Consider the following 12,775-nt stretch of genomic DNA (forward strand, 5'->3'; position numbering starts at 1 on the left):
CGGCGCGAATATTACCGATTTGAGGGAAAGTTGTCCAGCCCCGTCCGGAATTTTTTTCGCGCCGACCTTACCTTACGCGCATGACGCGATACTAGTGCGCCGCTGACCAGCGCTCATTCCGCTTCATTTTCACCGCTACGTTCGCGCTGAATACGCTGGTAGATTTCTTCACGGTGAACCGCCACGTCTTTTGGCGCATTAACGCCAATACGTACTTGGTTACCTTTCACACCTAGTACTGTGACGGTGATTTCGTCCCCTATCATCAGGGTTTCGCCGACACGGCGGGTTAGGATGAGCATGGCTGATCTCCTTCTCAGACGTTTTTATACAACGGGATGTGTCCGCCAGCAGCGGCACCATGCCATTATGCGGCATGGTACCCCCGACCACCAATGGCAACGGCTCCATGACACCTTAACCTCCCGTTGAAAGAAAGCTCACCACCACACGGCAGCAAGTACCCTTCAGCGTAGAAGGTATCAGGCGTTAATGTTATTCAGATTCGATATCTGATTTATCCAGGCCAAATGCCTTGTGCAGGGCATTGACGGCAAGCTCCATGTGTTTCTCGTCGATGACCACCGAAATCTTGATTTCCGAGGTGGACACCATCCGGATATTGACGTTCTCGTCGGCCAGGACGCGGAACATCTTGGAAGCCACCCCAGCGTGGGAGCGCATGCCAACACCTACCAGCGACACCTTGGCGATATTATCATCGCCACGCAACTCGCCGCCGCCGAGCCCCGGGATCACGGTCTCTTCGAGCAGCTTCTTGGTGGCCTTGTAATCGCCCTTGGCGACGGTAAAGGTAAAGTCGGTGTAGTCACCCGCCGGTGCCACGTTCTGAACGATCATGTCGACTTCGATGTTGGCGTCGGCGATCGGGCCCAGAATACGTGACGCCACACCCGGCACGTCGGGGGTATTGAGCAGGGTCAGCTTGGCTTCGTTTTTCGTGAAGGCGATACCGGAAATCAGCGGTTCTTCCATGGAGTCCTCGTCTTGGTCTGCTTCAGCAACAATCAGGGTACCGGGGCCGTCTTCAAAGCTGGACAGCACCCGCAGGGGAACGTTGTACTTGCCGGCAAATTCGACCGCGCGAATCTGCAGCACTTTCGAGCCCAGGCTTGCCAGCTCGAGCATTTCTTCAACGGTAATGTTTTCCAGCCGCTGCGCCTTGGAGCAGACGCGCGGGTCGGTGGTGTAGACACCATCGACGTCGGTATAGATCTGGCACTCATCGGCGCCTAGCGCCGCCGCCAGGGCCACCCCGGTGGTGTCCGAGCCGCCTCGCCCGAGGGTGGTAATGTTGCCGTCTTCGTCCACGCCCTGGAAACCGGCGACGACGACCACCTGACCCGCGTCCAGGTCGGCTTTCAGGTCATCGGTCTCGATACGCTGGATACGTGCCTTCGTATAGGCACTGTCGGTATGGATACCGACCTGCGCGCCGGTATGGGAGGTAGCGGCGACGCCGGCCTGCTGCAGCGCCATCGCCAGCAGCGAGATCGTGACCTGCTCACCGGTAGACAGCAGCATGTCCATTTCCCGGGGCGCGGGATCGTCGTTCAGCGCGTTGGCCATCTCGGTCAGCCGGTTGGTCTCGCCGCTCATCGCGGAGACCACCACCACGACCTGGTGCCCCTGGTCGCGGAACCCTTTGACCTTTTCCGCCACGGCCTTGATACGGTCGACAGAGCCCACCGAGGTGCCGCCGAACTTCTGTACGTATAGTGCCATATGCCGTTTTCCTGTGTTTTGACAATGTATGTGTTGGAAATCTATGTTTTTGAGATCTGTGTTTTCGAAATCTATGTGTTGGAAATATAGAGAGTGAAAGTGTAGGGAATGGAAGATACCGGGGGAGGCGAAAGATGACGTTTCGCCCTCCCCACAAGCAAAAGGCCGATAGCAGATAATGCCACCGGCCTCGCTGTTTAGCTAAGCGTGTCTTCCAACCATGCCGGTACGCTGTTCAACGCACCGGGAAGGGCATCGGGTCGACTGCCCCCCGCCTGAGCCATATCCGCTCGGCCACCGCCTTTACCGCCGACCTGCGAGGCCACGTGATTGACCAGCTCGCCGGCTTTCACTCGTTCGGTAAGATCCTTGGTGACCCCGGCGATCAGGCTGACCTTGCCCGCCGCCTCATCGGCAACGCCAAGGATGATAACGCCCGAGCCCAGCTTGTTCTTGAGCTGGTCGAGAATGCCGCGCAGCTCCTTGCCAGAGACGCCGTCCAACTGGGTGGCCAGCAGATTCACGCCGTTGACGTCCTGAACCTGGCTGAGCATGTCGCTACCGGCGGCGCTGGCCAGCTTGGCCTTGACCTGCTCGAGCTCCTTTTCCAGGCTGCGATTGCGCTCGACCAGCGACTCCACCCGCGACTCGACCTGCTCGGGCTTGGTCTTCAGGCGCTCGCCCAGCCGCTGGAGGCGGGCTTCCTGCTCGCGGAAATAGGCCAGGGCATTGTCGCCGGTAATGGCTTCGATGCGGCGCACGCCCGAGGCAATACCGACTTCGCTGACCAGGTGGCAGCAGCCGATATCGCCGCTGCGCGCCACGTGGGTACCGCCGCACAGCTCGATCGAAAAGTCGTCGGCGCCGATGGTCAGGACGCGGACATTATCGGCGTATTTGGCTTCAAACAGCGCGGCGGCGCCCTTGGCCTTGGCCTGATCGAGGCTCATCTGCTCAATCTTGGTCGGCGCGTTGGCCAGAATCTGCTCGTTTACCAGGCGCTCGACCTCGGCCAGCTGCGCATCGGTCATCGGCTCGAAGTGGCTGAAATCAAACCGCAGGCGTTCGGCATTCACCAGCGAACCTTTCTGCTGGACGTGGTCGCCCAGTACCATACGCAGCGCCTGATGCAGCAGGTGCGTGGCCGAGTGGTTGCGCAGGGTCGCGGTACGCAAGCCAGCATCTACTTCGCCGCGCACGCTGTCGCCGACGTTCAAGGTTCCTTCGACCATGATGCCCTGGTGAAGATGATGACCGCTCTGCTTCTGGGTATCCGTCACCTGAAAGCGACCACCATCGACATGCAGGTAACCGGTATCGCCGACCTGGCCGCCGGACTCACCGTAGAACGGGGTGCGATCAAGCACCACGATGCCCTTTTGCCCGGCTTCCAGCGCGGCAAGTTCGTTGCCTTGGGCATCGACCAGCGCGGTGACGCTCGCCTGATCTTCCAGGCGCTCGTAGCCGGTAAAGGTGGTTTCGCCCTCGAGCTCGATCGAGGCACTGTAGTCGGCGCCAAACTGGCTTGCCGCCCGGGCACGCTCGCGCTGGGCTTCCAGTTCACGATGGAAGCCCTCTTCATCCAGCGTGACCTCGCGCTCGCGGCACACATCGGCGGTCAAGTCGTAGGGGAAGCCGTAGGTGTCATAGAGCTTGAACACGGTTTCACCGGGCAGCACGTCGCCCTGCAGCTCATCCAGCGCCGCATTGAGAAGGCCCATGCCGTGATCCAGCGTCCGCGCAAACTGCTCTTCTTCTTTTAGCAGTATCCGCGCGATCTGGCTGTTGGCGTCGCGCAGTTCGGGGTAGGCATCGCCCATCTCTTCATCCAGGGCGTCGACCAGCTTGTGGAAGAACGGCTCGTTGGCGCCCAGCTTGTGGCCGTGGCGAATCGCCCGGCGAATGATCCGGCGCAGCACATAGCCACGGCCTTCGTTGGACGGCAGCACGCCATCAACGATTAGAAACGCGCAGGAGCGGATATGGTCGGCAATCACGCGTAGCGACGGCGTTTCGGTATCGCCGTGCCCGGTAGCTCGGGCAGCGGCCTGAAGCAGGTTCTGGAACAGGTCGATCTCGTAGTTGGAGTGCACACCCTGCATGACGGCGGAGACCCGCTCGAGCCCCATGCCGGTATCGATAGACGGCTTGGGCAACGGATTGAGCGTACCCGCCGCATCACGGTCGAACTGCATGAAGACCAGGTTCCAGATTTCGATGTAGCGGTCGCCGTCTTCTTCCGGGCTTCCCGGCGGGCCACCCCACACCTCAGGCCCGTGATCGAAGAAGATCTCGGAGCTGGGGCCGCAGGGGCCGGTGTCGCCCATCTGCCAGAAGTTATCCTCATCGAGCTTGGAGAAACGCTCGGGGTCGATGCCGATGTCGTCTTTCCAGATACGCTCGGCTTCGTCGTCGCTGATATGCACCGTGACCCACAGTTTGTCTTTGGGCAGCCCGAGCGTCTCGGTCAGGAAAGTCCAGGCGAAGTAAATGGCATCACGCTTGAAGTAATCGCCGAAGCTGAAGTTACCCAGCATTTCGAAGAACGTGTGGTGGCGCGCGGTATAGCCGACGTTATCCAGGTCGTTATGCTTGCCACCCGCCCGCACACAGCGCTGCGCCGAGGTTGCGCGCACGTAGGGGCGCGGGTCGCGACCCAGAAAGACGTCCTTGAACGGCACCATGCCCGCGTTGGTGAACAGCAGCGTGGGGTCATTGCCCGGCACCAGCGAACTGGTGGGCACGATGGTGTGGCCATTCTCTTCAAAGAAGGATAAAAATGCCTGTCTGATCTCTGCGCTCTTCATAGGGTATCCGTAACAAGAAAGCGTGATGCCCCAGGGCGCTGTCGCCGCTACCCGCTGGGGTCGCAAAGCCGCTATTATAGCGCAGTTGTCAAACGACTAAAGCCGCAGTTAGTGGCAAAGGGGTCATCAGGAGGGGATTATTGCCCGAAAAGACAGGCTAGAGGGCGTCCAGGGCGTACCGAATCTGGTCGAAATTAAACCCCCGGGTCGCCAGAAACCGTTCGCGCTTGGCGCGCTCTTTGGGGGTGTCACCGGGCGACGCGAAACGTCGCGCCAGGGTCTCTCGAGCAAGTTCGAACCAGTCTACACCCTCGCGTTCTTCAACGACGGCAAAGGCTTCGGTGGCGATCTCGCGATCAACGCCGCGCTGGCGTAGTTCGCCCTGGATGCGAATAACGCCCTGCCCCCGGTTGATACGCGAGCGGATAAACGTTTCGGCAAAGCGCACGTCTGACTGCAGGCCCTGCTCGACCAGCGCGTCCAGACAGGCGTCGATGTCGTCGGCGGCGAAGGCCTTCTGTTCGAGCTTGCGCACCAGCTCAGCGCGGGAATATTCGCGCCGGGCCAGCAGTTGAATGGCCACCTCCCGGGGGGTGGCGTCTTGAGACGATGACAACATGATGCCGCCAGCGGCTTAGAGCAGGCCGTCTTCGGCATCGGTGTCGCTAACCGCATCCGCCGTGGCGGCGTCTTCCTTGTCCTTTTTGGGTTCGGGCTGGGCAAGCAGCTGGGCACGGATCTGGCTTTCGATCTCTTCCATGGTCTCCGGGTGCTCTTCCAGATACTGGGCGGCGTTTGCCTTGCCCTGACCAATCTTCTTGCCCTTGTAGCTGTACCAGGCGCCCGCCTTGTCGACCAGGTTCTGCTGCACGCCCAGGTCAACGACTTCCCCGGCATGGTAGATACCCTTGCCGTAGAGGATCTGGAACTCGGCCTGGCGGAACGGTGGCGCCACCTTGTTCTTGACCACCTTGACGCGGGTTTCGTTACCGGTGACTTCATCTCCCACCTTCACCGAGCCGGTACGGCGGATATCCAGGCGTACGCTTGAGTAGAACTTCAGGGCGTTACCGCCCGTGGTGGTTTCGGGGCTGCCGAACATCACGCCGATCTTCATGCGGATCTGGTTGATGAACACCACCAGGCAGTTGGCGTTCTTGATATTACCGCTGATCTTGCGCAGCGCTTGCGACATCAGGCGCGCCTGGAGACCCACGTGGGCGTCGCCCATTTCGCCTTCAATCTCCGCACGGGGCGTCAGGGCCGCCACCGAGTCGATGATGATGACGTCAACGCCGCCCGAACGCACCAGCATATCGGTGATTTCCAGCGCTTGTTCGCCGGTATCCGGCTGCGATACCAGCAGGTCGTCCAGGTTGACGCCCAGCTTTTCGGCGTAGCTCGGGTCGAGGGCATGCTCGGCATCCACAAAGGCACACACTTTGCCCTGCTTCTGCGCCTGGGCAATTACCGACAGCGTCAGGGTCGTCTTGCCCGAGGACTCAGGGCCGAAGATTTCAGCCACGCGGCCGTACGGCAGGCCGCCGATTCCCAGGGCGATATCCAGCCCCAGCGAACCGGTGGACACCGACGGCATGACGACGCGCGGCGCATCGCCCAAGCGCATGACCGTGCCTTTGCCAAACTGGCGGTCAATCTGGGTAAGTGCCGCGTTAAGCGCCTTGGTACGGTTGTCGTCCTGAGCCATTCAGATCATCCTCATCATAAGCTGTATAATTAGCCAGTAGTATGCCAAAGATTAGTCGTTAAACAAATCCTCAGCGAGTGTTTCGCACGATTATTTCTTGCCCGGATCTTCGGTCTGCTCCATCAGGCGCACCACCAGGCCTGCCAGCGCCTGACGCACCGCCTGCTCGCGCACTGCCTGGCGGTCGCCGGGGAACTGAAAGCGCTCGGCGTGCTGCTGCTGCGCATCGCCCCAGGCCAGCCAGACGGTGCCCACGGGCTTGTCCTGGCTGCCACCTTCGGGACCTGCCACGCCGCTGACCGCCACGCCAAGCCTCGCACCGCTTTCACGACAGGCCCCCGCCACCATGGCCTTGACCACCGCGTCGCTCACCGCGCCATGGGCCTCAAGCGTGGTCTCGGGCACCCCCAGAAGGCGCGTCTTGGCCGCATTGGCGTAGGTCACATAGCCGGTGGTGAAGTACGCCGAGCTGCCTGCCACCGAGGTGATGGCACTGGCAATGCCCCCGCCCGTGCATGATTCGGCGGCAGTGACTTCCACCCCGGCTTGCTGGCAAAGCCGCCCCAGGCGCTGAGCCAGCAACGACAGATCCAGATTCAGCAAACTCGAGACACTAGGTGACATGGTCGCTCCTTCATGTGCGTCGTCAATTCAGCGTAGAATACTGCGTTTCCGTTGCTCAAAGAACCGCTAGCAAGCCAACGCTTGCGCCACGCTCAATTAGGACGCCCATGTCACAGGCCAGCCCCGCGCACACGCCAATGATCGCGCAATACCTGAAGATCAAACGCGAGCACCCCGAGGTACTGCTGTTTTACCGGATGGGGGACTTCTACGAGCTCTTTTTTGACGACGCCAAGCGCGCCGCGGCGCTGCTCGACATCACCCTGACCCAGCGCGGGCAGTCGGGCGGCAAGCCGATCCCCATGGCGGGCGTCCCCTATCATAGCGCCGAGGGGTATCTGGCCCGCCTGGTGGCCGCCGGTGAATCCGTCGCTATCTGCGAACAGATTGGCGACCCGGCCACCAGCAAGGGCCCAGTCGACCGTCAGGTCGTACGTATCGTCACGCCCGGTACGCTGCACGATGAAGCGCTGCTTGATGCGCGGCGCGATAACGTCCTGGTGGCCCTGGCCCCTGGCAAGGACGGCTTCGGACTGGCCTGGCTGGAACTTTCCAGCGGCCGCTTCAGCCTGCTGGAGGTGAACAGCGAGGCCGAGATGCTCGCCGAGCTCACGCGGCTTTCCCCGGCGGAGCTGCTGGTGCCCGAGAGCCTCACCCTGCCCGAGGCCTGGTCGCAGGCACCCGGCCTGCGCCGCCAGGGCGAATGGCTGTTCGACCTGCAGAGCGCGACCCGCAGCCTGTGCGATCAGTTCGAGGTGCAGGATCTGCGGGGCTTCGGCTGCGCGCACCTGACCACCGCGCTGATCGCCGCCGGGGTGCTGATCGACTATGCGCGCGACACCCAGCGCTCCCGTCTGCCCCACGTCACGGCGATCAGCGTCGAGAACCGCGACGATGCCGTGGTCATCGATGCCGCCAGCCGACGCAACCTGGAAATCGACATCAACCTCGGCGGCACCACCGACAACACCCTGGCCAGCGTGCTGGACACCTGCACCACGGCCATGGGCTCGCGCCTGCTCAAACGCTGGCTGAACCGCCCGCTACGCCAGCGCGAGGTTATCCAGGGGCGCCAGGCGGGGGTCGCGCTGCTTGGTCTGGACGCGCGCTATCTCGCGATGCGCGACACCCTGAGCGACGTGGGCGACGTCGAGCGGATTCTGGCGCGCGTCGCGCTGTACAGCGCCCGCCCCCGTGACCTGGCACGCCTGCGCGACGCCCTGATGACGCTGCCCACCCTTGAACAGCAGCTCGGCGAGGTCGAGGACGGCAGCCTGCTGGATAGCCTCCGCCCGCATATACGGCCCTACCCTGAAATGGCCGATACGCTACAGCGGGCGCTGGTCGCCAACCCGCCGGTGGTGATCCGCGACGGCGGGGTGATTGCCCCGGGGTACGACGCGGAGCTGGACGAGCATCGCGGCCTGGCGGAAAACGCCGGCGACTACCTGGTGCAGCTTGAAACCCGCGAGCGCGAACGCACCGGCCTTGCCAACCTCAAGGTCGGCTACAACCGCGTACACGGCTACTTCATCGAGCTGCCCCGGGCCCAGGCCCAGCAGGCCCCGGCCGACTATATTCGCCGCCAGACGCTGAAAAATGCCGAGCGGTTTATCATCCCCGAGCTGAAAGAATTCGAGGACAAGGCGCTGTCGGCGAAATCCCGGGCGCTATCCCGGGAAAAGTGGCTCTACGACCAGCTGCTCAACGAACTCAACGAATCGCTCAACGCGCTGCAGCGGACATCCCAGGCGCTGGCCGAGCTGGACGTACTGTGCGCCTTCAGCGAACGCGCCGAGGCGCTTAACTGGGTTCGCCCGACCCTGGGGGCGTCCACGGGTCTGACCATCCACGCCGGTCGCCACCCGGTGGTCGAGCAGGTCAGCGACCACCCCTTCGTGCCCAACGATGTCACGCTGACGCCCGAGCAGCACATGCTGATCATCACCGGCCCCAACATGGGCGGTAAGTCGACCTACATGCGCCAGACCGCGCTGATTGCGCTGCTGGCCCATAGCGGCAGCTTTGTCCCGGCGGATGCCGCCGAGATAGGCCCGGTCGACCGTATCTTCACCCGCATCGGCTCGTCGGATGACCTGGCGGGCGGGCGCTCGACGTTCATGGTCGAAATGACCGAAACCGCCAACATCCTGCATAACGCCACCGAGCACAGTCTGGTACTGATGGATGAAATCGGCCGTGGCACCAGCACCTTCGACGGCCTGTCGCTGGCCTGGGCAAGCGCCGAGCATCTGGCCAATACCCGAGCGCTAACGTTGTTTGCTACCCATTACTTCGAGATGACCGGGCTTCCCGATCAGGCCGACGGCGTGGCCAACATCCATCTGACCGCCACCGAGCACGGCGACAGCATCGTCTTCATGCACCGCATCGAGGCCGGGCCGGCCAGCCAGAGCTACGGGCTGCAGGTTGCCCAGCTGGCGGGGGTGCCCAACCAGGTGATACAGCGTGCGCGGGAGAAACTCGTGACCCTTGAGCAGCGCGATGTTGAAGAGCAGCGCCATGCACCGCTGTCGCAACACGCCGCCCCTCAGCAAAACGATCTGTTCGCCAGCGCCCCGCACCCGGTGATCGAGGCGCTGGAGCAGGCCGATATCGACGACCTGTCACCGCGCGAGGCATTGGCGCTGTTATATCAATGGCGCGAACTGCTCTAATCCGGCGCAACAGAACCGCGCTGCGGTGCTTGCCGCCAGGTTAGGGCACCTCTAGAATGTCGCCCATACTTTTTAACTTATAAAAAATGGTTGATTTATAACCATTCACGATTGACCACGACCAAGGGCGCCCCCTTGGTCCCGCAAGAGGGATAGCAAGATGACGTTTGTCGTTACCGAGAACTGCATCCAATGCAAATACACTGACTGTGTCGAGGTCTGCCCAGTCGACTGTTTCTACGAAGGCCCGAACTTTCTGGTGATTCACCCGGACGAGTGTATCGATTGCGCGCTGTGTGAGCCGGAGTGCCCCGCCGAGGCGATTTTCTCCGAAGATGAACTGCCCGACGGGCAGGAACAGTTTATCGAGATCAACGCCGAGCTTTCCGAGGTGTGGCCCAACATTGCCGAGAAGAAGGACCCGCTGCCCGATGCCGAGGAATGGGACGGCAAGAGCGGCAAGCTTGAAAAACTCGAACGCTGAGCAACGCGCGGCGCTGTTGAGTCAGGCCGCCCTTGCAGCATGCGATGAGAAACCAGCGATAGCGCTGGTTTTTTATGCGCGAATGGCTGAGCGCTCAGCCACTCGTGCATAAAAAAAGGCGGCCCGTAGGCCGCCCGCTCCAAGCACTTCCTCTGACCACTCCCTGTGTCAACTTCCTCTGGTGTCGTCCTTGCCAGGGCTCACATCGCTGTGTCACCCGGCGCACCACCTGCATCCCGTTGTTGCATCCTGCCTGAGAGCGTCCTTGCCTCCCCTTGTCCTTCGCGAGCATTGTGGCAGAACGCCAAAGCATCACAAGGCGGTCTAAAACGACAAGGGGCAGACCCGGCCGGCCCACCCCTTTTAAAAAAGCTTTAATAAACAAAAGCTTAAACTATAGTTAGTGGAAAATTTCTGTTTTTCTTACCCGATTCGAGCGAATTTCGACGGCATTTGTAAGAGATCTCTTACAAAATTTTGAGACATCTCTTACAAAGCCACTGCCACTTCTAGCCTTATTGGCCTTTAATCGCCTTGATTCCCGGGTAATCGACGTCGCCCAGTTCATCCTCGATCACCAGCAGGCGGTTGTACTTGGCCACCCGGTCAGAGCGGCATAGCGACCCCGTCTTGATCTGGCCGGCACAGGTGCCCACGGCCAAATCGGCGATGGTGGTATCTTCGGTCTCACCCGAGCGGTGGGAAATCACGGCGGTAAAGCCCGCGTCCTGGGCCATCTTGATGGCATCCAGCGTTTCCGACAGCGAACCAATCTGGTTGAACTTGATCAGGATCGAGTTGCCGATCTGCTCGTCGATACCGCGCTTGAGAATCCGGGTGTTGGTCACGAACAAATCATCGCCAACCAGCTGAATCTTATCGCCCAGCTTGTCGGTCAAGGCTTTCCAGCCGTCCCAGTCAGATTCGTCCATGCCGTCTTCAATGGACACGATCGGGTAGTCCGCGCACAGGCCTGCCAGATAGTCGGCAAACCCTTCTGCGTCATAGCGCTTGCCTTCACCGGCAAGGTTGTACTGGCCGTCCTTGTAGAATTCAGAAGAGGCACAATCCAGCGCCAGCGTCACATCGCTGCCCAGCGAGTAGCCCGCATCGGCAACCGCCTGCTTGATCACCGCCAGCGCGTCAGCGTTGGACGCCAGGTTAGGGGCGAAACCGCCTTCGTCGCCTACCGAGGTGGACAGCCCTTTGGCCGAAAGCACCTTTTTCAGCGCGTGAAAAATCTCGGCGCCCATGCGCAGGCCTTCGCGGAAGCTGGCCGCACCGACCGGCTGGACCATGAATTCCTGGATATCGACGTTGTTATCCGCGTGCTCGCCGCCGTTGAGGATATTCATCATCGGCACCGGCATGCGGTACTGGCCCGGCTGGCCGTACAGCTCGGCGATGTGGGCATAAAGCGGCACGCCCTTGGCATTGGCGGCGGCTTTGGCGGCCGCCAGCGACACGGCAAGAATCGCATTGGCGCCCAGGTTGGCCTTGTTATCCGTGCCGTCCAGGGCAAGCATGGCGTCGTCTAGCCCGCGCTGGTCGCGAGCATCCATCCCCATCAGGGCCTCACGGATTCTGCCATTGACCGCGTCCACTGCCTTGAGCACGCCCTTGCCGAGGTAGCGGGCCTTGTCGCCATCACGCAGCTCAAGCGCTTCCCGCGAGCCGGTCGAGGCACCGCTGGGGGCGCAGGCATCGCCCACCGCACCGCTGGCGAGACGAACAGTCGCCTGTACCGTCGGGTTGCCCCGTGAGTCGAGTACTTCCAACGCACGGATATCAACAATTTTGGTCATGACAGTGTCCTTGGTTGTCGGTCTAATGGAGGTTTAACGTATCACGTTTAGCGGCGCCATCAGCGAATCGCCAGCGGCGCAAAGCCTTTCACCAGTGCGTCCAGCTGCGCGAGCTGGGTCAAAAACGGCTCCAACTGATCCAGCGGCAAGGCGCAGGGGCCATCGCACTTGGCATTATCGGGGTCGGGGTGCGCTTCCAGGAACAGCCCCGCCAGACCTACCGCGACGCCGGCGCGAGCCAATTCCGCCACCTGGGCACGGCGCCCATCGGCGCTATCGGCACGCCCACCCGGGCGCTGCAGTGCATGGGTCACGTCGAAAAACACCGGCGCCCCGGTCTGCTTCATGTCGCCCAGGCCCAGCATATCCACAATCAGGTTGTTATAGCCAAAACTGGTGCCCCGCTCGCAAAGCATCAGGCGGTCGTTACCGGCTTCCCGGAACTTGGTGAGGATATGACGCATTTCATGGGGAGCCAGAAACTGCGGCTTCTTGATATTGATCGCCGCGCCGGTCTTGGCCATGGCCACCACCAGATCGGTCTGGCGTGCAAGAAACGCCGGCAGCTGGATAATATCGGCGACTTCCGCTGCCGGCGCTGCCTGCCAGGGCTCATGAACGTCGGTGATGATGGGGACGCCATGGCGGGCCTTGATATCGGCCAGGATCTGCAGACCCTTTTCAAGTCCCGGTCCGCGGTAGGAATGGATCGAGCTGCGGTTCGCCTTGTCGAAACTCGCCTTGTAGACGTAGGGCATGCCGAGCTTTTGCGTCACCTTGACGTAGGTCTCGGCCACTTCATCTGCCAGCTCAGCCGACTCCAGGACGTTCATGCCCCCCAGCAGCATCAGTGGCAAAGAATTGCCGGCAGTTAGGCCGGCAACGTTGATATGGTGCTCTTGGAATGTCTCTTGAGAAGCCAT

10 protein-coding genes are annotated in these 12,775 nt (G+C 61.5%); 2 read left to right on the plus strand and 8 right to left on the minus strand.

Annotated elements, in window-relative coordinates; translation table 11 throughout:
• Positions 1 to 113: 113 nt before the first annotated feature.
• The 6 genes from csrA to QC815_RS15595 all read right to left on the minus strand — a co-directional run bounded on the left by csrA (position 114) and on the right by QC815_RS15595 (position 6,885).
• Positions 114 to 302, minus strand: a complete 189-nt coding sequence (gene csrA / locus QC815_RS15570) for a carbon storage regulator CsrA (protein WP_027337962.1) — start codon at positions 300 to 302, stop codon at positions 114 to 116.
• Between the two features lie 193 nt (positions 303 to 495).
• Entirely contained in the window at positions 496 to 1,746 is a 1,251-nt protein-coding gene (locus QC815_RS15575; RefSeq protein WP_230447019.1) for an aspartate kinase, read from the minus strand.
• A 197-nt stretch (positions 1,747 to 1,943) separates the two neighbouring features.
• A complete protein-coding gene (gene alaS, locus QC815_RS15580) occupies positions 1,944 to 4,553 on the minus strand; it encodes an alanine--tRNA ligase (protein ID WP_230447020.1) in 2,610 nt (869 codons plus the stop codon).
• 157 nt (positions 4,554 to 4,710) lie between these two features.
• Positions 4,711 to 5,172: a regulatory protein RecX gene (locus QC815_RS15585; protein WP_230447021.1), complete on the minus strand. Its 462-nt coding sequence runs from the start codon at positions 5,170 to 5,172 to the stop codon at positions 4,711 to 4,713.
• Between the two features lie 15 nt (positions 5,173 to 5,187).
• The gene (gene recA / locus QC815_RS15590; RefSeq protein WP_230447022.1) at positions 5,188 to 6,261 is read right to left on the minus strand and encodes a recombinase RecA; all 1,074 of its coding nucleotides are present in this window, start codon (positions 6,259 to 6,261) and stop codon (positions 5,188 to 5,190) included.
• A gap of 90 nt (positions 6,262 to 6,351) precedes the next feature.
• On the minus strand, positions 6,352 to 6,885 hold the full coding sequence (locus QC815_RS15595) for a CinA family protein (RefSeq protein ID WP_230447023.1): 534 nt from the start codon (positions 6,883 to 6,885) through the stop codon (positions 6,352 to 6,354).
• Positions 6,886 to 6,992: 107 nt separating this feature from the next.
• On the opposite strand from QC815_RS15595, the gene mutS reads away from it, so the two are divergent.
• Complete coding sequence (gene mutS, locus QC815_RS15600) at positions 6,993 to 9,563, plus strand: DNA mismatch repair protein MutS (RefSeq protein ID WP_230447024.1); 2,571 nt, start codon at positions 6,993 to 6,995, stop codon at positions 9,561 to 9,563.
• A 160-nt stretch (positions 9,564 to 9,723) separates the two neighbouring features.
• The gene (gene fdxA / locus QC815_RS15605; protein WP_230447025.1) at positions 9,724 to 10,047 is read left to right on the plus strand and encodes a ferredoxin FdxA; all 324 of its coding nucleotides are present in this window, start codon (positions 9,724 to 9,726) and stop codon (positions 10,045 to 10,047) included.
• A 515-nt stretch (positions 10,048 to 10,562) separates the two neighbouring features.
• Here fdxA and eno read toward each other — a convergent pair.
• Positions 10,563 to 11,852, minus strand: coding sequence for a phosphopyruvate hydratase (eno, locus tag QC815_RS15610; RefSeq protein WP_310540808.1), 1,290 nt, complete (start codon positions 11,850 to 11,852; stop codon positions 10,563 to 10,565).
• Positions 11,853 to 11,911: 59 nt separating this feature from the next.
• Positions 11,912 to 12,775 carry a 3-deoxy-8-phosphooctulonate synthase gene (gene kdsA / locus QC815_RS15615; protein WP_310540810.1) on the minus strand — a complete coding sequence of 288 codons (864 nt, stop codon included), beginning with the start codon at positions 12,773 to 12,775 and terminating at the stop codon, positions 11,912 to 11,914.

The sequence above is a fragment of the Vreelandella gomseomensis genome (genome assembly GCF_031451645.1).
Lineage (GTDB): Bacteria > Pseudomonadota > Gammaproteobacteria > Pseudomonadales > Halomonadaceae > Vreelandella > Vreelandella gomseomensis.